At 36.2% G+C, this 20,232-nt stretch carries 16 protein-coding genes and 3 pseudogenes; 16 read left to right on the top strand and 3 right to left on the bottom strand.

What is annotated here, in order from left to right; genetic code table 11:
- Positions 1-6 precede the first annotated feature (6 nt).
- From IGK01_RS08080 to IGK01_RS08050, 7 genes and pseudogenes are all read left to right on the top strand, one after another.
- Positions 7-429, top strand: a pseudogene (locus tag IGK01_RS08080) (translation initiation factor IF-2 N-terminal domain-containing protein); the annotation flags it as partial.
- A gap of 138 nt (positions 430-567) precedes the next feature.
- Positions 568-2,457, top strand: a pseudogene (infB, locus tag IGK01_RS08075) (translation initiation factor IF-2); the annotation flags it as partial.
- A gap of 24 nt (positions 2,458-2,481) precedes the next feature.
- Positions 2,482-2,829, top strand: a complete 348-nt coding sequence (gene rbfA, locus IGK01_RS08070) for a 30S ribosome-binding factor RbfA (protein ID WP_010735198.1) — start codon at positions 2,482-2,484, stop codon at positions 2,827-2,829.
- 505 nt (positions 2,830-3,334) lie between these two features.
- A complete protein-coding gene (gene truB / locus IGK01_RS08065; RefSeq protein WP_438840643.1) occupies positions 3,335-4,258 on the top strand; it encodes a tRNA pseudouridine(55) synthase TruB in 924 nt (307 codons plus the stop codon).
- A 7-nt stretch (positions 4,259-4,265) separates the two neighbouring features.
- Positions 4,266-5,210, top strand: a complete 945-nt coding sequence (ribF, locus tag IGK01_RS08060; protein WP_062805094.1) for a riboflavin biosynthesis protein RibF — start codon at positions 4,266-4,268, stop codon at positions 5,208-5,210.
- Between the two features lie 190 nt (positions 5,211-5,400).
- Complete coding sequence (locus IGK01_RS08055; protein WP_244063099.1) at positions 5,401-6,186, top strand: glucose-1-dehydrogenase; 786 nt, start codon at positions 5,401-5,403, stop codon at positions 6,184-6,186.
- A gap of 10 nt (positions 6,187-6,196) precedes the next feature.
- Positions 6,197-7,048: a GRP family sugar transporter gene (locus tag IGK01_RS08050; RefSeq protein WP_169058790.1), complete on the top strand. Its 852-nt coding sequence runs from the start codon at positions 6,197-6,199 to the stop codon at positions 7,046-7,048.
- A gap of 49 nt (positions 7,049-7,097) precedes the next feature.
- Here the strand turns inward: IGK01_RS08050 and IGK01_RS08045 are convergent, their stop codons facing one another.
- Complete coding sequence (locus IGK01_RS08045) at positions 7,098-7,556, bottom strand: helix-turn-helix domain-containing protein (RefSeq protein ID WP_023519840.1); 459 nt, start codon at positions 7,554-7,556, stop codon at positions 7,098-7,100.
- Positions 7,557-8,662: 1,106 nt separating this feature from the next.
- On the opposite strand from IGK01_RS08045, the gene IGK01_RS08040 reads away from it, so the two are divergent.
- The 6 genes from IGK01_RS08040 (at position 8,663) to IGK01_RS08015 (ending at position 15,236) form a co-directional block, all read left to right on the top strand.
- On the top strand, positions 8,663-8,920 hold the full coding sequence (locus IGK01_RS08040) for a hypothetical protein (protein ID WP_023519839.1): 258 nt from the start codon (positions 8,663-8,665) through the stop codon (positions 8,918-8,920).
- A gap of 596 nt (positions 8,921-9,516) precedes the next feature.
- The gene (locus IGK01_RS08035) at positions 9,517-10,413 is read left to right on the top strand and encodes a 6-phosphofructokinase (protein ID WP_023519838.1); all 897 of its coding nucleotides are present in this window, start codon (positions 9,517-9,519) and stop codon (positions 10,411-10,413) included.
- A 523-nt stretch (positions 10,414-10,936) separates the two neighbouring features.
- Positions 10,937-11,614 carry a hypothetical protein gene (locus IGK01_RS08030; protein WP_224434845.1) on the top strand — a complete coding sequence of 226 codons (678 nt, stop codon included), beginning with the start codon at positions 10,937-10,939 and terminating at the stop codon, positions 11,612-11,614.
- Entirely contained in the window at positions 11,614-12,207 is a 594-nt protein-coding gene (locus IGK01_RS08025; RefSeq protein WP_349519696.1) for an SLBB domain-containing protein, read from the top strand. The genes IGK01_RS08030 and IGK01_RS08025 overlap by 1 nt, the downstream gene beginning before the upstream one ends.
- Positions 12,204-13,217: an RnfABCDGE type electron transport complex subunit D gene (locus tag IGK01_RS08020; RefSeq protein ID WP_438840642.1), complete on the top strand. Its 1,014-nt coding sequence runs from the start codon at positions 12,204-12,206 to the stop codon at positions 13,215-13,217. Before IGK01_RS08025 ends, IGK01_RS08020 begins: the two co-directional genes overlap by 4 nt.
- 282 nt (positions 13,218-13,499) lie before the next feature.
- Positions 13,500-15,236, top strand: coding sequence for a glycosyl hydrolase family 28-related protein (locus IGK01_RS08015; protein WP_178946442.1), 1,737 nt, complete (start codon positions 13,500-13,502; stop codon positions 15,234-15,236).
- Positions 15,237-16,839: 1,603 nt separating this feature from the next.
- Here IGK01_RS08015 and IGK01_RS08010 read toward each other — a convergent pair.
- Both IGK01_RS08010 and IGK01_RS08005 read right to left on the bottom strand, forming a co-directional pair.
- The gene (locus IGK01_RS08010) at positions 16,840-17,292 is read right to left on the bottom strand and encodes a hypothetical protein (protein WP_010735211.1); all 453 of its coding nucleotides are present in this window, start codon (positions 17,290-17,292) and stop codon (positions 16,840-16,842) included.
- A 10-nt stretch (positions 17,293-17,302) separates the two neighbouring features.
- Positions 17,303-17,845 (bottom strand): hypothetical protein, encoded by a 543-nt coding sequence (locus IGK01_RS08005; RefSeq protein WP_224434841.1) that lies wholly within the window; start codon positions 17,843-17,845, stop codon positions 17,303-17,305.
- A 115-nt stretch (positions 17,846-17,960) separates the two neighbouring features.
- Between IGK01_RS08005 and IGK01_RS08000 the strand changes: the two genes are divergently transcribed.
- From IGK01_RS08000 to hemW, 3 genes and pseudogenes are all read left to right on the top strand, one after another.
- Positions 17,961-18,191 (top strand): hypothetical protein, encoded by a 231-nt coding sequence (locus IGK01_RS08000; RefSeq protein ID WP_438840641.1) that lies wholly within the window; start codon positions 17,961-17,963, stop codon positions 18,189-18,191.
- Between the two features lie 9 nt (positions 18,192-18,200).
- Positions 18,201-18,643: pseudogene (locus tag IGK01_RS07995) on the top strand (IS3 family transposase); the annotation flags it as partial.
- A gap of 358 nt (positions 18,644-19,001) precedes the next feature.
- A complete protein-coding gene (gene hemW / locus IGK01_RS07990) occupies positions 19,002-20,183 on the top strand; it encodes a radical SAM family heme chaperone HemW (RefSeq protein ID WP_062805103.1) in 1,182 nt (393 codons plus the stop codon).
- The last annotated feature ends 49 nt before the right edge of the window (positions 20,184-20,232 follow it).

Genomic DNA, 20,232 nt, shown 5'->3' with positions numbered 1-20,232 from the left:
GATTGCATGGGCAATAAACGAATTTATGAACTAGCGAAAGAATGGAACAAGTCTAGTAAAGAGGTCGTTGATAAAGCGCAGAAACTTGGAATCGATGTGAAAAATCACATGGGTGCGGTCAGCACACAAGATGAAAAGAAACTGCAACAAGCGTTCAACCAACCACAGCAGAAAAAGCAACCAGTACAAAAAGCAAACCAAAAACCAGCCGGACAACAGCCAAGTAACCAAAAGAAAACAAACGAACCATCGAACCAACAAAAAAATAAAAGTAACCGCAACTATCAAGATCGCGGTCAAGGGAGCGGTCAAGTGAATCAAGGAAAAAACCAATCAACAAATCAGAATAAGAGTAACCAGACAGGTGGAAACAATCAAAACCGTCAAGGATCTACTCAAAACAATAATCAAAATCGCCAAGGTAACAACCAAGGCAGCAACCAAAACCGTCAGGGAACTACCCAAGGAAACAGCCAAGGTAGCAACCAAAACCGCCAAGGCTCTACCCAAGGAAACACTCAGGGCAGTAACCAAAACCGTCAAGGAGCAAACCAAGGCGGCGGCCAAAATAGAAACAATAATAACAATCGCGGCAAATTCAACAATAACAACCGCAATCGTTTCAACAAAAAAGGAAAAAAAGGCAAACAACAAACGTCAAACAAGCCAGCAGTTCCACCACGTAAATTCCGTGAGTTACCTGAAGTATTAGAGTATACAGAAGGTATGAATGTTGCAGATATCGCGAAGAAAATTCACCGCGAACCAGCAGAGATCATTAAAAAATTATTTATGCTAGGCGTGATGGTCAATCAAAACCAAGCATTAGATAAAGATACGATCGAATTGTTAGCAACAGACTACGGGATGGAACCACAAGAAAAAATCCAAGTAGATATTGCGGATATTGACAAATTCTTTGAAGCGGATGAAGTGAATCCAGAAAAATTAGTCTCACGTCCTCCAGTTGTTACGATCATGGGACACGTTGACCATGGTAAAACAACTTTACTCGATACCTTACGTCATTCTCGCGTAACAAGCGGAGAAGCCGGTGGTATCACACAGCATATCGGTGCGTATCAAATCGATATTGATGGCAAACCAATCACATTCTTGGATACACCAGGACATGCGGCCTTTACAAGTATGCGTGCGCGTGGTGCAAGTATCACTGATATCACGATTTTAGTTGTAGCCGCCGATGATGGCGTAATGCCACAGACTGTAGAAGCGATCAACCATGCGAAAGCAGCTGGTGTGCCAATCATCGTTGCAGTCAACAAAATCGATAAACCAGGTGCAAACCCACAACATGTGATGCAAGAATTAAGTGAATATGAATTGATTCCTGAAGCATGGGGTGGCGAAACGATTTTTGTAGAAATCTCAGCGAAATTCGGTCAAAACATCGAAGAACTATTAGAAATGATTCTTTTAGTCGCTGAAGTGGAAGACTTGAAAGCTGATCCAACACAACGTGCGATCGGTACAGTGATTGAAGCACGATTAGACAAAGGAAAAGGTCCTGTGACAACATTACTTGTTCAACAAGGTTCATTGAATGTTGGAGACCCAATCGTTGTCGGAAACACATATGGTCGTGTACGTGTAATGGTCAACGACTTAGGACGCCGTGAAAAAACAGCTGGACCAGCAACACCAGTTGAAATCACAGGATTGAATGATGTACCTCAAGCAGGCGATCGTTTTGTTGTCTTTGAAGATGAGAAAACAGCTCGTGCGGCGGGTGAAGAACGTGGCAAACGTGCGATGTTAGAACAACGTGCAGCAACTAGCCGTGTGACATTAGATAACTTGTTTGAAAGCTTAAAAGAAGGCGAATTAAAAGAAGTCAATGTCATCATCAAGGCTGATGTACAAGGTTCAGCAGAAGCACTAGCTGCTTCATTGAAGAAGATCGACGTTGAAGGCGTACGTGTCAAGATCGTCCATTCAGCTGTTGGAGCAATCAATGAAAGTGATGTAACGCTTGCTGCGGCAAGTAATGCGATCATCATTGGTTTCAATGTTCGTCCGACACCACAAGCGAAAATCCAAGCAGATACAGAAGAAGTGGATATCCGTCTTCACCGTATCATCTACAAAGCCATCGAAGAAATCGAAACAGCGATGAAAGGGATGCTAGATCCTGAATTTGAAGAGAAAATCACTGGTCAAATGACTGTCCGTGAAACCTTCAAAGTATCAAAAGTCGGAACGATCGCTGGTGCCTTTGTCACTGATGGTTACATTCGTCGTGATAGCGGCGTACGTGTCATTCGTGATGGCATCGTCATTTTCGAAGGACAATTAGCAAGCTTGAAACGCTTCAAAGACGATGTCAAAGAAGTGAAAATGGGCTTTGAATGTGGAGCAATGGTAGAGAAATTCAATGATCTTAAAGTAGACGATGTTATCGAAGGCTTTATCATGGAAGAAATCAAAGTCGACTAATTTAAAAAAAGGAGGCCGCTCATTATGGCTAACTATCGTGACCGCAGAGTCGGTCAAGAAATTTTAAAAGAAGTGAATGATATCTTACGCAAAAAGGTACGTGATCCACGTGTGGAAAACGTAACGATCACAGATGTGCATGTCACGGGTGATCTGCAACAAGCAACGATTTATTATAGCCTCTTATCTGACTTAGCCTCAGATAAGAAAAAAGCGCAAGAAGGGTTGAATAAAGCAAGTGGACTGATTCGTCGTGAATTAGGACATAACATGAGCATTTATAAAACACCTGAATTGACGTTTGAGCTAGACGAATCAGTTGTCTATGGTAATCATATCGATGAATTATTGCGTAATTTAAACAAAGACTAATGTTCTAGCGAGTTAAATCGTTCGTATCAATGGTCGAACAGGGAGGATACAATAACTGTATCCTCCCTGTTTTTTTTTTGTCTATTTTCATTCGACACTAGAGAGCCAAACAAAATACAACGAAAGAATCCAAAAATAAAAGGAGCCATTTTCGAATTTTTTCGTTGTATTCGTAGCAGATGATCATCGCTGAATTGTCCGCTTTTGGGGAAAACATGTTTCATCATAAAAGCAAAAGATAAGAATTGACTGATCAAAGAATCATCCGATCATCTACCAGATAACCATCCGTATAACCAATCAAAAGGTGCAAAGAAAAGATTTTCCATAGGTGCTCCCTCCTTTACAAAAAGAATACCACCTTTCTATTTACAACAGTGTGAACTTTTGTTACGTTTATGTTTCTAAAACAAAATAATCGTACATTTAAGGATCAATCCCGTCAGTTTTTGATCCGATGTGTTATAATAATTCAGTTAATACTTAAAAGAATGGAGAACAAAAGATGGAAGGCTTATTACCTTTATGGAAAGAACGCGGCATGACTAGCCACGATTGTGTATTCAAATTACGAAAAATTTTACATACAAAGAAAATCGGACATGGTGGGACATTAGATCCTGATGTAGATGGTGTTCTTCCAATTTGTATTGGTAAAGCCACTAAAGTCATTGAATATCTGACGGATTCGGGGAAGACCTACAAAGGAGAAATCACACTTGGCTACAGTACGACGACTGAAGACAAATCAGGTGAAATCGTTGAACAACGAGCTGTCACCGAAGCATTGACAGAGGAGCAAGTAGATGAAGCAATGGCTGCTTTTGTCGGTGAGATCACACAGATTCCTCCGATGTACTCGGCTGTGAAAGTCAATGGTCGACGTTTATATGAATATGCTCGAAATAATGAGACAGTGGAACGACCTGTTCGCAAGGCACAGATCTATCGTTTTGAACGAACAAGTGAAATCCTCTGGTCAAAAGAAGCAGGGACCGTTTCGTGGCGGTTTGAAGTCGAATGTGGCAAAGGTACCTATGTTCGGACGTTGGCTGTAGATACGGGGAGTAAGCTAGGCTATCCTGCGCATATGTCAGATTTGACGAGAACAGCGAGTGCCGGCATGGATGAATCCCAAGCAATTACTTTAGCTGAAGTAGCATCATATATGGAGAATGGTACGATCGAAGAGTATTTATTACCCATTGAAACGGGTGTAGCAAAGTTCAAACAGGTCGATATCGATGAAACAGTGTGGCAGAAAGTCAAGAATAGTATGCGCTTAGATTACCAAGTATTCGGTCTATCCGAGATGCCATCAGAAGAAATTGCCCTTTTTTATCAAGGAAAAGTAGTGAGTATCTACCAACCAAATCCAAAAGAAAAAAATAAGTTAAAACCAAGTAAAGTTTTAAGAAATGAGGTTTAATGTAAAAATGGAAATCATCAAAATCAGACACCCTTATCAAGTTTCTCAAATTCCGAAAGAAGACGTCGTATTGATCTTAGGTTTCTTTGACGGAGTTCATTTAGGACATCAGAAAGTGATTGAAACGGGGCGAGAAATTGCTCAAAGAGAGGGTCTGAAATTGGCATTGATGACATTTAATCAACATCCGTCAATCGTCTTTAAAAAAATCAATCCAAGTAACGTCAAATACTTGACTACGTTAGAACAAAAAGAAGAAAAAATGGCAGAACTTGGGATCGATTATCTTTACGAAATTGAATTTACTTCTGCATTTGCTCACTTAGCCCCTCAAGATTTCGTTGATCAATATATTGTAGGGCTAAATGCTAAGTATGCCGTTTCTGGCTTTGACTATACGTATGGTCCAAAAGAAATTGCGGATGTCCCTCATCTCCCAGGTTATGCAAAAGGTCGCTTTGAAGTAGTCACTGTACCAAAAGAGCAACAAGAAGGGGAAAAAATCAGTTCTTCACGGATTCGTCAAGACTTGGATGCTGGGGATGTCGCGAGTGTGGCCCATTTGCTAGGATATATTTATGAAATCGACGGTGTGGTCATCCACGGGGACGCACGTGGTCGCTTATTAGGATTTCCGACAGCCAATGTCAAAGTTAAAAGCACCGTTCATTTACCAAAAGTGGGGGTCTATGTTTGTGAAATCAAAATCGGTGAGACGTGGTACCCAGCGATGGGATCAATCGGACATAATGACACATTTGGCGATGGACGTGAATTGACAGTCGAACTGTATATTCTAGATTTTGATCAAGATATCTATGGTGAACATGTCTACATTCGTTGGCACGAGTTTATCCGAGATCAAGTGAAGTTTGATGGAGCAGAAGCTTTGATCGAGCAATTAAAAGCAGACGAACGAGTAACTGCTGATTTTTTTGAACATGTTGAATAAGCAAATGTAGTATTCGAGAATAAGGAAGAAGCCCAATCAGGATAGCTGAAGGGCTTTCTTTTTTGGAAAGAATTTTTTAGTGCGTATGATTTGCTTTCACCTACACTGCGTAGTGTACACTGTCTTTATAGCTAATAACGAATGTTTTAAAATATCTGTTATTAATGTGATAAAAGAAAGGGTGTCTTCTATGTATAAAGAATTAGAACAGAAAGTAGCTATAGTGACTGGTGGGTCCAAAGGGATCGGTACAGCCATTTCTCAGCGTTTTGGAGAAGAGAAGATGAAAGTAGTTGTAAATTACCATTCGGATGCTGATGGAGCAGAAGAAGCAGTTAAAGCGATTGAAGAAGCTGGGGGTCAAGCATTAGCTGTCAAAGCGGATGTAGGAACAGAAAAAGGCGTGCAGACTTTGATTGATCAAGCGATAAAAGCCTATGGTCAGTTGGATGTTTGGGTCAACAATGCTGGCACTGAAAACCAAAAACCTACGCACGAATTAAGCTTGGAAGAATGGGAAACTGTGATTCAAGTCAACCTTACTGGCGTGTTTTTAGGAACAAAAGCCGCGATCAATTATTTCAAAAAACACAAAGTAAAAGGAAGTATTATCAATCTTTCCTCTGTCCATGAACAAATCCCATGGCCGACCTTCTCACATTATGCCGCTTCAAAGGGTGGGGTAAAACTATTCACTCAAAGTGTTGCGATGGAGTATGCGCCTGAAGGAATACGTATCAATAGTATCGGACCAGGAGCGATCAAAACACCGATTAATGCCGAAAAGTTTGATGATCCAGAGCAAAAAGCGACAACAGAAAGCATGATCCCGATGGAACGCATTGGAAAACCAAGTGAAGTCGCCGCTGCGGCTGCTTGGTTGGCTTCAGATGAATCAAGCTACGTTACAGGTATCACGTTGTTTGTAGACGGTGGTATGACGCTTTATCCTTCATTTCAAGGTGGGAAAGGGTAGGGATTGATTGATGGGAATCTTAATTGCATTAATACCAGCGATTGGCTGGGGAATCCAACCACTGGTTTTGAAAAAAATCGGTGGACGTCCCACCAATGAAATATTGGGTACAGGTATTGGGGCATTACTCGTTGGTCTAGTTGTTCAATTGTTCATGTCACCCGGTGGTATTTCGATTACTACATTTTTGATCAGTCTTTTATCTGGGGCGTTTTGGGTCATTGGCCAAATCGGACAATATACGACGTTCAATTTGATCGGCGTATCCAAAACAATGCCTATTTCCACTGCGATGCAGCTTGTTGGAACGTCACTCATTGGTGTTTTTGCTTTTGGCGAATGGTCAGGAACAACAGGGAAAGTGATTGGTGGAGTAGCGATCGTCTTGCTAGTGATTGGTTCTGCACTAACAGCAGTAACTGATGGGGGAAGTAAACAAGGTGGAATAACTAAAGGAATTTCGATTCTTGCTTCTACGAGTATTGGTTATTGGGTGTACAGTGCACTACCTAAATTAGTCAATGCAGATGGTGTAGCTATCTTCTTTCCACAAATGTTAGGTGTTTTCTTAGCAGCGGCTATTTACGTCGTCTTGAAGCAACCAAAAGCGTACGGAGATGGAAAAAGTTGGAAAGCGACGATCGTCGGAGTCATTTTTAGTTTAGCTGCATTTGCTTATATATTTTCAGCTAGTGCCAATGGAGTAGCTACTGCCTATATCATCACACAACTGAACGTAGTGATCTCAACATTAGGTGGTATGGTTATTTTGCACGAAAAGAAGAGCAAAAAAGAATTAAGATACACGTTGATCGGGTTAGCCTTGATTGTCGGGGGTAGTATGATTACTGTGCTGATTTAAAAAATAAAGCAATGTAAGACATCGACTAATAAAAATGTCTTACACTGCTTTATTTTGGTGCGGTCAATGAGATATCCGTTCGTTTTAAAACAGCTTCATTAAACCAAGTACCAAAACTTTGAACATAGTTAAAATTCCCGCTAATGATAAATTCCGCGCAGGTATCATCTAAGACATTATAAAAAAAGTAACGATCTTCTTTATTTGAATAAACATCTTGATGATAGCTGATCATACAATCTCTAAATTGGTGCAATGACTCCAACGTTTCGTACTGAAGGTAGAATTTTAGGACTACTGCACTATTTATTGGTTGGTCAGTTCCTACGAAGCTTGGTTTGTTTTTAAGAGAGAACTGTAGAAACTCTGACAGATTTTCTTCTGAGAATTTCCATTTTCCTCCAACCTTTATCCCCTGTAGTTTTCCCTCGCGTAGATAATTTCGTACAGAACGAGTAGTTACTCCTAGAATCTCTGCAACTTCATTGACTGAATAATAATTCTTCATCAGTTTTCCTTCCTCCGTTTTCTTGAATGATAGAAACAAATAACTAGTACCATTTACGAGTTAGGTAAATGATTTTTGCTATTATGATTTGCCTATCAATTATATAAATATAGCGTAAAATAATAAATAAATAGAGAAAAAATAAGGATGTCTTTCAAATTATTATACTCAATATAAAGCATTAAAACCATAATTTTTGAAGATTATTGTTATGTTTTTAAACTTTTGCAAAATATCGATAAGGTAAATATCAAGTCTGTAAACAATCCGCCTAAACCTTTTCTAAAACATTCTCTAAAATTTGTGAGTGTTTCAATATAGGATAGCTAGTTACTTCTTAATTCAGTGTCTAAAATCCTGCAATCCATGAAAACAGTACGAATAAGCTGTTTAATAAAAATAAACTTATTCCTAACTTTTCCTAACAAAGATATTGACTTTTACATTAATCGCGTTATACTAATGTTAGGAAAAAAAGTGAAATTTTTTCCTAAATACTAGAGAGGAGGACAGTGATAGTTAGCTCAAAGGATCTGTGAAGAGTCTCTAAGCACATTAAATGACCGTATACCAAAGTGAAGTCATGTAGTTGTTCTAGATGATTAGCAAATGGACCAAAGCTTACACCGTTCTTTTTTATGGTAGAAACGAAGTTAGTACACTAAAAAACTCCCCTTTTTTGTACAGACTAACTTTAGTTTCCTAAAAATCCCCATATTGTGAGGCAAATGATTTCGTCTATGATTTGCCTCACAATAATCAATTGTAAGTTAACGATGACCAAGATCAGATAAGAAGGATAAACCTTATCTATATAGTGAATCTTATGTGTATACATACCATTTTGAGATGAAAACTACTACTTATTCGCATTTGATTATTTTACGATGTAAAGTAAATGCAAGAATCGATCACCCGCCAAGAATAAAGGAACTCTTATCTTTGGAATAAGGAATAAGAACAAGTAATACGGTTAATGCTTTTGAAAAGGCAGTCCAAGTGAAGTAATATTCAGAACACCATCAATTTCGAAGAATTGCTGTTAAAAGAAGACAATCAATAGTAGAACTATTGGTTATGGAGTTATAGGAAAGGAAGAAAAAGAAATGAAGTTAAACAAAGCGATCGCTTATGAAAAATTAGGAAATACAATCTACTTGTCATCAGATGAGGGAATCTTTCTACTGGAGAATGAAGTAGCGACATATATCTTCGATCTTCTGACAAAGGAACAGACCATCAAAGAAATCAAATTAAAAGTAAAAGAAAAGTTTAGTCACGCGAATGAACTGACAAAAGAAGGAACAGATTTATTTATTGAAAATTTTTTAACTGATTTGTCGAAGCGATCGATTGTTTGTTAAATGAAAAGCACATTATCTAACTCTATGTTGGATCATTCAACATGAAACAGCTCTAATTGTTGCTACGAATAAAATATACATGTTACAGCTGGAGGTACAATAAGTTTAAAGCTGTTTTATTTTGAGTTATCGAACGTTAAAAATAGACTGCAAGTCACACTTGCGGTCTATTTTTTTGTTGAAGACAGATCCAAAGCCTGATTCGATGATCACCAATAAAAGAAATGTCTTTGTCTTTCTCGCTTTCTAGGTGTTGCCGTGAGACAAAAATATCATAATTTGTTCTGTCGCAATTGCTACTATTATTTTAGTATTCCTATACTTTTTTCTACCAATAAAAAAACCTCTATGCTATATTGGAATAAATATGGTATATTTTACTTAAATAGAAAACAGCGGAAAGATACTATGTTTATCCTATGGAAATCACAAAATTAAGTGACTTTTCGAAAACTTTTACGATTAAATGATACCGATTACATAGGGCTGCTATTTATTTGATCGGCATGAGAAATTACTGCTGACTGAGGAAGATAGCTCTTGGAACTAACTTAGTATAGAAATTCAATGAAAGAATACAGTGAGGGGAAAAGAATATGGCGAAAAAAGTTGGGATTTTATCAATAGAAGGCTATGTAAAAGGGGGAGAGCGATTAGTGGAACAGCTTGTGCTTTCCATACCTGAACAAGAAATCGAATTATTCGCAATCAATTTTTCTGAAGAACAATATATCCAAACAAAGTTGGATCAAAATATAAATAATTGGCATTTATTTGATTGTTCCTATTTATGTTCAGAAACTAACCATGTAAACTATCAATTTATTCAATTGATCAAAGAGGCAAATTACGACTCCTTCGTATTATTAGGTGGGACTTCGAGTGTTGTATTTGCAAATGAGCTACGTAGCCATGGACTTTCAGTAATCACTGTACCAGTATCCAACTATCTTGATTATCCAAGTGGTGACTATACAGTAGGTTCAGATACATTTATCAACGGCGTAACAAAAGTGATTGATCGGATAGTCGATACTGGACATTCTCATCAAAAAGTAACGTTCATCCAAATTGACGATACCATCACAGGTAAAGTCACAAGAGAACTATCTTTGACAAATGAAATCGATGTTTGTATTGCTAATCAACTTGATTTAACGAATAATAAAAAATATCTTTTGAAACATATGAATAGCCATCCTATGCATTTTTTATTGAACCGTTCAGTTAGTTCAATCGATTCTTTTGTTGAAACGTTTTGTCCCACATTATCCGACTATAGAAGTATTGTTTTAGATAATTTAGCCATTGGACAGTCGATGATCACCGCGTTTGATCGAATTGCGGTAATTGAATTAGCGAATGTCATAACTGATTTACTTAACGACAGGCAATGTTTAGACGCTGAATTGTATTTCTCACATGGGAAGGTGTTGTTTGAACAAAGTCCTTATCATCAAAATGTGAAAAACAAGCGGTGGAGTAACTATTAGTAAGCAGATTGTTACAGGATAGAATGTCACGTTCCACGAAATAATTTTCGGTAATCAGGATCTGGCAAAAAGGTAACCCTTCAAATTATTTCTCGCAAGCAAATCAATAAAAAATTCTAACTCAAAGCAACACATGAGTTAGTTTTTTTTGTTATTGTCATTTAGTAAAAAAGATAAGATAAAAATTTTTATAAATTAATCTTTTATATTACGTTATATAATGTTATTATATTTGTGAAAAACAGTTATTTTATTTACTTTTATATAAACGGAAATAGTAAAATATTTCACTTATAAATCATTTTCTTTAGTAGAGTTTGGGCGAATATATACTATTTTGTTCATATTCATTCGAGTAATAAAACAACTGTTTTATATAAAAAAATAATTGTTATTCTAGGGGGAGAAATGAAAAAAATTAGTTATCGAAAAAAATATGAATGGATCGGATTAGGTTTGCAATTAGTTTTAGTAGCTATCGGTTTGATTTATTACTTTTTTATCTATCGTTAGGAGAATGAAAATGAAATTAATAGTAAAAAAAAGGTTGAATGGCGTCTATCTTGATAAAAACAAACATACAGCACAACAAGCCATCGAGAAACTAACGCCACCAAAGAAAATTATTTTACCAATGTCTATGCATCTTGGAAAACCTGCTAAAGTCGTTGTTGAAGTAGGCGATAAAGTGGCAATTGGGACACTCATCGGAGAAAAAGATGGACCAATATCTGCCAATGTACATAGTTCAGTGGCAGGAGTCGTAAAAAAAATCGAGAACCGCATGGTCAATCATCGGTCGACTGAAGTGGTCATTATAGAAAATGACTTTTCTGACCGTATGGAATTATTACATACAAAAAACAAAGTTTTACATAATATCGTCGCGAATGCAGGAATTGTAGGGATGGGAGGCGCTGGTTTTCCAACTGACTTAAAGCTACTACCTAAAGAAGAACAAAAGATCCATACCTTGATCATTAACGCAGCAGAATGTGAACCATCCATTACTAGTGATAGAAGATTATTGATTGAAGATACTGAACAAATGATTTTGGATACTTATCAAATCCCCAAAGCAAGGATTGCGATCGAAAAATCATCTGTACAAGTGATTGAACATTTACATAAACATCTGATTGATCCAAGAATCCAGTTACATATTCTAGGGATCTATATCCTCAAGGTGCGAAAAAATTAGTGATCAAGCATGTATTATCTCAAGAAATACCTAAAGGCAAGCTCCCTTTTGATGTCGGAGTGATCACCTTGAATGTAGCGACGATACATAGTATTTTTAGTGCTGCGTTGAAGCAGGTCGCATCCTTCGAACGGGTAGTAACAGTTTCAGGTACACCGATCAAAGAAGTAAAAAATCTACGAGTACGAATTGGCACACCAGTAGAGGAATTGATTGATGCTTGTGGTGGATTTGTGTCGTCACCTCTTAAGGTATTGAATGGTGGACCGATGATGGGGAAACTTATCCAATCATTAGATGAACCAGTCACAAAAACGACTAATTTGATTTTAGCATTGTCTGCAGCAGAGGCAATGATCCCCAAGGAACAAAAGTGTATCAAATGTAGCGAGTGTGTGAATGCGTGCCCAATCGGTCTACATCCGATCTTGATCAGTCAAGCGTACCGTCATCAGGATCTTCAGACAGCCGAACAGTTAGGCGCGTTGAATTGTTTAGAATGTGGTGCTTGTTCATTTATCTGTCCTTCAAAAATCAATTTATTAAAAGATATCAGAGCAGTAAAAAATCAGATCATGGAGGCAAAAGGATGAGTACGAAATATCTAGGAAACGGAACGATCAATGGTCCGCATATCCGTAATGATTGGACAAGCCAATGGAAAATGAAACAAGTATTGATTGCCCTTATATTTCCAACGATTGGTGCTACTTACTTTTTTGGTTGGCGTTCGTTAGTGATGATCATTACCAGTATCCTCACATGTGTATTACTTGAAGGGGTTATCCAAAAAGTAAGTAAACAACCAATCACGGTCAATGATTTGACTGCTGTGATCACAGGTTGGCTGTTAGCTTTGACATTACCTACTAGTGCACCATTATGGACAGTGCTTGTCGGAGACTTTATTGCTATCGTCCTTGTAAAGCATCTAGGAGGCGGGTTAGGAAGGAACTGGATCAATCCCGCAGTAGCAGCACGAGTCCTTCTAAAGCTCTTTTTATCTCCTTGGATCACCAATTGGATCGCACCAGGACCAGATGTGATCACTACTGTGACGCCACTTGTGGCACTTGCTCATTTTTCTCGAGAAATCAGCGCGACCACACCTGAATGGTGGAAACTTTTCTTAGGGATTGATCTAGGCGGTCCAATGGGGGAAACAAGTAAACTGCTCTTATTGATTGCAGGGGGCTATTTGATCGTGCGAAAAATCATCCATCCATTCGTTCCTCTGTTGACCCTAAGCTCTTTCTATCTAGCGATTTTAATTTATAGTGGGTTTAATTTTAGCTTTGCTACAGCTCATTTGCTTAGTGGAGCATTGATCATGGCAGCTGTTTTCATGGTAACAGACTATACGACTTCACCTGCAACCGATAAAGGGAAGTATTATTTCGCTATCGGCTGTGGTTTACTATGTGCTGTTTTAAGAATCGTCTTAGATTTGTCAGGGGGGATCGGCGTAGCGATTGTTGTCATGAATCTAGCGGTACCATTCATTGATCAGTGGACGATGCATCGGGTGTATAGTGAAAAAGAGTTTAAGATAACCCCGATGATTGATAAAGAAAATAGAAAAGGATTATCAAGTTTCAAGTGATAATTTATAAGGAATAGGACTGTTACCCGACTAGAGAAATTTAGTCGGGTCTTTTTAGGTAAAACTGTTGCTCAACTATTTTTTTTTGTGAAAGAACTCAATAATTTCACCTGTGAATGAAATTATTGAGTGCCAAACTATTTATTTATCTGCTAATCTACAAATGGATATCGTTCGTTATTTTATAGTGTCTTAAAACAAAAGGTACCTAACATCAAAAATAAAAGAATACTTCCTGTTTAGAACGATAGCCAATCACAGCTAAAAAGAATGGAGAGACAAATGAACAAACGACAACTAAAAATGATGTTATGTTTTCTGGTTCTGTTTGTAATAAGCATACCAGCAAATATAAACGCAGAAGCAACGAATGAGTTAGAGGGCCAAAAAACTTTTTCGGCTCAGCACACCGAATGGTTAGATGCAACAGATGCGACGATTTTTGGAGAGCACGCGCTGCGACGTGAGAGTTTAGAAGATCAGTCAAATCAATTACAAGCGATTATTGATCATGCCAATTCTTTAACAAAACAGTTATATATTCCAGCTGGTACGTATATTATCAACAAAAATGTAGTGTTAAGAAGCGGTCTTAAGATCAAAGGAGAAGAAGAGAATCCAACGATACTGAAAAATGAAACAGGACAAAACGTTTATTTGTCAGATGAAAATTACCAGACAAGCTACAATATTGAGATTCATTCATTGTTTTTCGATGGAGTAGGAATTTTTACACGTTTAGCAAATAACATTACCATCAATGATAATGTGTTTTATCATCCTGTCTCTTTATATCCGATCAACCTACAGACATCCAATGGGGCAACTATGCAAAATAATATATTTATGAGAGATCATGAACATGCCACGCCAGATACAGAAAATCGGGCAATCTATATTGGTGGTTTTTCGACGGTTGGAAGATATGAGTATATGGAAAATGTACAGATTACAGATAATCTATTTGGATTACGGATCAATGAGTTAGAAGCAATCAAGAGCTTTAGCAATCCTGAGATTATCAAAACCATCAATCGTCTACAATCTGCATTGGAGTCTGAGCAAATGTCTCTTGAACATAACGAACAAAACTATCTTTCTTGTGGTGTCAATTCATATAGTAATTCGAAGAATGTTTTGATAAAAAATAATTTCTTCCAGCAGATGTACGAGAACGAGGATCGATATGGTGTGGTAGGTGATCATGCCATCTATCTAAGAGGATCACAGAATGTACAGGTTGTAGGCAATCACGTTCGTGGATTGCACAATGGACCTTATGGTGGATTTAAATTCAAATCAGGACGTAACATCACGATCATGAATAATTATCTACGTAATACCGGTATTATCATGTATGAAACACCAGAATTTGGATTAGGAGATAGTTTTGCTCAAGGTCAAGTAGCTGAGTTATCGAATTGGTTCGTAGCAAATAACGTGTTTGATTTTAAAGAGTGGCAGGATAAATACGCGATTGGGATAGAGTATAATCGGCATACTGGAAAGGACAACGTATACAATGGGGTATTTATTGATAATAAATTTATCAATTATCACAATATTCCAGCCAACCGCCGGAGAGAGCTATTGATCATGAATCAAGCTTCTGAAGGTTTTAAAGGAGAGTCAACATATGTTTCTGGCAATACACGTGATGACACATCTGATCGTCAATTAAATGTTGAGTATTGGACCTCAGCAGAGTATGACAAAATGCCAAAGGATTGGAGAAGTTTGATCGATTCTACAATGTATGATCAATATAAAGAAACGCAAATACCAATACAAGATGCATTTCCTGTTGGTCGGACGGTTGAGATTATTTTAGGTGAATCTTATGATCCATTTGATTTTGTTGAGCAAACCCATATAGAAGAAAACGATCGTCCTGAAATCACTATTTTGAATCCTGAAGTTCTATCAAAAGTTGGTCAACATAAGCTAGAGCTAATGCTTTCATATCCAAATGGACGAACAGTGCGTGTGGTTTCAAATGTGACAGTCATGTTTCAATAATATAAAAAGTTCAAGCGATTCAAAAACCAGTTGAAACTTCTTGGCATATCATTTTCTAGCCAAAGTCGAAAGAGTTAGAAATATTTTCGCTCGATAAAGATTTACAAGTAGTCATTTTATCAGAAATACCAAGTTTTTACCGCTTAATTTTCGATTGAAAAGGCGGTGTTAATGAGCTTGGCTAAATAGGTGATTTCGACAAAAGAACAGATGCATGAAATTACTTATATCTCTTCTATTTTTTCGCACCAAAAAATAAGGTTGGTTGAACATTCCTTCTTTTTATAGACATAGTATAAAGACGGAGGATGTTCAACTGATTTTTATTTTGCCTAAGTAGTTTATCAATCAGTTAAATAAAAATACACTTATAAAGTGAAAAGGAAAAGGTACAAGAAATGTAAAATAAAAGTATTGTGGATTTAGTAGAGATTGTCATAGCGAAAGAATTTTATGCTGGAATGAAATATGTAACAGATGAAGCGAATAAAAGACAGAAAGGATTAGTTGGTTAGGGTAAAATGGATTGGATACTGAAGTCATCCAAGAAATATGTGTATGGCTTTTTTTGTTTTGCTGATTTTATCATACTTGATTGAGATAAATTTAACGTTTATGCGTTCAAAATAAGTTTTTATGATTAGTTTGAATAATAACTATGTTATTAGGTTATATTAAACGTGTGGCTTAAAGGTTTATGATTTTTTGTATATTATGTAAAAAAAGTTCTAAAGATTAATAATTTTTTTGTAATTAAAATTTTCTTGGTACTACTATGAACTATGGTAAAGAGAATTCTTGCAGAAGGTATAGCTAGAATCGTCAGAAAAATAATAGTTATCTTTTGGAATAAGCCTTTAACAGTACATATTGAAAAGGATGTAGGTAGGTTAAATTGATATATTTCGCGATCCGAATAGGCTTATGTTTCTTAAGTCTGTTGTGTTTTAGTATAGGCATTAGCTTTTTATGGAGAATAAAAAAATTAGTACGACAAAACCTTGGGAAAAGTTTGTCAAGATCAGATTATATGAAAACACAAGATTATTTAACAAAATATAGGTTTTATGTTTATATAGTTTTTTTTACATTAGCATTTATCTTAATACTAATACGTTTTAATTAGTATTTAATTGATATTATTTCTCTTTGATTACAATTTATATTCAGCATAAAGTGTATTATGTTTATTTTCATAAATAATCGGTTGTAAGCCCGATTATTTATGAAAAAGAGAGTATAAAATTTTTACGGTAGGATAGAATTATTATGATAGAAAAGATTCTGATAAGGAACATCGTATCTAGAAATATTTTTTATAATTGTTAATTCGTCGAAATCTAATTGTTTTAGCATAAGAATATCTAAGATACATTGTAATTTTAGAGTTACATATATAATTCTATTGGATTGGTAATGGCTAATTCATATTTACTTACTGAATCTCCGTGGGTAAGATAATTTCTTGTGAATCTGTAAATATTTTTAAATATCTATAATTTAGTTTTCGTCCCAAAAAAAATTGAATAAAAATTATTGATTTTAAGTAAACTATCTTTAAAATCTTTAAAAAGGAAGTAGACTGTCGTTTAAAACTTTTATTTCAAAATTTTTTTAGAGAAATTTCAAATTTTGTAAATCCATCAATATGTCTCCTTGATAGTATAGCTCTTTTAGAAAATTCCATTGTATCAACCTCTATTAGAAATGAGCTTTCAATTGATTTTAGATTTTCCTTACCATAGTTTACAGATTCAGAATTTTCTGCTTTATTTATAGATATTGTGATTGGAGAACTTTGATTCCATCTTTCATATGAGTCAAAGGAAAAAGTGGATTTTATGATATTTAAATTATCAATTAATGCAATTGGTTGGGATGAAATAAATAAGGAATTAACCAGGTAGTCTGATACATCTAGACCAGGTATGTTACTAGTTTGTATAATAATAATGAAATCCTTTAAATATACATATTTACCATTTTCAGAAAAACCATAGATTATTCTATCGTCAATTATATTTTGCTGATCAAAGAAGTCTGCAAAACTATTCATTAACTTTAGTCTAAATTTTTGCGATAGTACCATCATCTTTTAATTGATAACTAGTAACCACTTGGCGACTCAGTCCCATTCCTGTTCCAGTAAATATATACAGATTAATTGATTTATTTACTGGTTGTTGTGCCATCAAAAGCTCTGAGTTCTTTTCAAAACGTTCTAAATCTTGTTCACTCTCTAAATAATTATTAGTAATGCTTAGACTATAGAAGTTATCTCCTGTTTTAGTTAACTCAATTTCAGCTTTGTCAGTATTATCAGAAAAATAAGGTGATAAACTCAATTCTGCAACCATAGAGGCATCCTGCAAAGCTTTAGTTTCGTTGCCTTGAGTAGCATTAATCATACCTTGAATATCCATTTTTCCAGGATGCCATTCACTTGCAGGATATTCTTTTAATAATGATTCAGAAGTTGGTTCACTGCTTGATATTTTTGTTTGTTCAACCGTACTACTCGTTGTAGAACTAACTTTTTTTGTGGTTGGCTCGGTACTTTGATTAGAACAACCAGCAAATAAAGTAATCGTTGATACAAGTAATAACAACCAAATATTTTTTTCATTATTTCACTCTCCTCAAATTATATAATAACATGGTTTGAATATATTGTATCTAAATATTCCATGACGATAAGTATGCGCAACAGAAAAGTATTGTATTATGAAATTTGAACAACTTGGAAAACCAATCAAATTTGGCGAATATATGGGTCGTTACAAAGAAATGATCCAGCATGTGTTATGTGAATTGTCTTTTGTAGATTTTGATTCAGAAAAAATAAAAGCATTATTAAGAGCAAAAATACGTAAGGCAGAAACTACTTTTTATATCTTTTATGATCAACATCGCAGAGAGCCTGATTATGCTTTTTTTCAGAGGAAAATTATGTAGTGCGAGCCACTTTCACAACCCAATTTTGTTAATCAACAAAGGTTCAAGGCCACAGAAAATATAAAATTTGGTTAAGAGACATTACCTATATCACTCTGAAAGAAGGAACGCTTTATTTATCTATATTTATTGATATCTGTACGAGAAAAATTGTTGGGTGGTCTATGTCACCTAGAATGAAAGGTCAATTAGTTGTGGACTCTTTTCTTCAAGCATTTGGAAAAGAGCAGCCTGGACCAGGGGTTATTATTCACACTGATTAAGGCTCACAATAAACAAGCGCTAAATTCCAATCGGTGTTAAGAAAAAAAGAAGCACGCTCTAGTATGAGCCGAAAAGGAAAACCTTATGATAATGCCTTAATGGAATCTTTTTACAAAACGATAAAAAGAGAGCTGATCAATGATGCTCAATTTAGAGATATTGATCAGGCTCAAATGGAGATATTTAAATAGATTGAAACTTACTATAACACGAAACGCATACATTCTAGAACGTGTAGGGCACGCCAACATGAAAACCACACTGGAAATTTACAAACAAGTCTCCAATACAACTAAAGAAAAACTAATCCAAGAAACCGATTCTTGGATTTTTTAGTGGATTTGTTTGTTAAATACGTTTAGTATGCGTATATAAGAGGTCGTGAAAGTGTCGGTTAGCTCCGATGACAATAAGAAAGCAATTTTTAAAACAGCTTTTCATGTTTTGAAAATTGCTAGCTTATTTCAAGGAGTTGGCACTTGAACACCGTTTAAAGAGTGGTCGAAAAGCGGTACGACTTTTTGACGTAAGGAGAAAGAAAATCAAATGAAAGAAACAAACAAATCCGCAGAACATAAGGTTTCTGCTTATATCCATATTCCATTTTGCGAACATATCTGTTATTACTGTGACTTTAATAAAGTGTTTCTAGAAGGTCAACCAGTGGATGAGTATGTCGAAATGCTACTAAAGGAAATGGCGATCATGATGGAGCGTCGTCCGGTGAATGAGTTGGAGACGCTGTATGTTGGTGGTGGAACGCCGACTTCTTTATCGGCTAAGCAGCTCGATCGACTATTGTCTGGTGCCAGAGAGATCTTACCTTTTAATGAAGGAAAAGAGTTTACGGTGGAAGCGAATCCTGGTGATTTGACCAGGGAAAAGCTACAAGTAATGAAGAATTATGGGGTCAATCGTTTATCGATGGGGGTCCAGACCTTTGATAATCGCTTATTAAAGAAAATTGGTCGAAAACATACGGCGGAAGATGTCTATGAAACAATGCGATTTTTAGAGGCGGAAAATTTTTCAAATGTCAGCATTGATTTGATCTATGCGTTACCTGGGCAGACGTTAGAAGGCTATCTTGATACTTTGGAGCGGGCATTAGCCTTAGACTTACCTCATTATTCTCTTTATTCATTGATTTTAGAGAATAAAACGATGTTTATGAATTGGGTTCGACAAGGTCGGTTGCAATTGCCAGATCAAGAGACGGAGACACGGATGTTTGAAGAAACGATTGCGGCGATGGAAAAACACCAACGTCATCAATATGAGATCAGTAACTTTGGTTTAGCTGGTCATGAATCGCAACACAATTTGATGTATTGGAATAATGATCACTATTTCGGTTTTGGCGCAGGGGCAAGTGGCTATTTGGATCATACGCGATATCGAAATAAAGGTCCGATCCAACATTATTTGCGTCCGTTACGTGAAGGTGAGCTACCGGTATTAGAACGTGAAGAGTTATCTCGTAAAAATCAAATTGAGGAAGAGATGTTTCTTGGTTTAAGAAAAAAGGTGGGCATTGAGAAGCAACACTTTTTACAGCGTTATGGTCGATCGATTGAATCGTTGTATCAATCTGTCCTGGATGAGTTAGTAGCAGAAGAGTTGTTAGTGAATGAAGAAGACCGAGTATATTTGACACAAAAAGGAACTTTTTTGGGAAATAATGTCTTCGAACGGTTTTTATTGGATAAGGACTTGATAAACGACTGAATGATTGTTTAAATTTTTTATAACAACGAAATAAAAAAACGATTTGATC

This window comes from Enterococcus sp. AZ080 (assembly GCF_051714945.1).
In the GTDB taxonomy this organism is placed as follows: Bacteria; Bacillota; Bacilli; order Lactobacillales; family Enterococcaceae; genus Enterococcus_B; species Enterococcus_B pernyi.
This window is presented reverse-complemented; position numbering and strand designations above follow the sequence as displayed.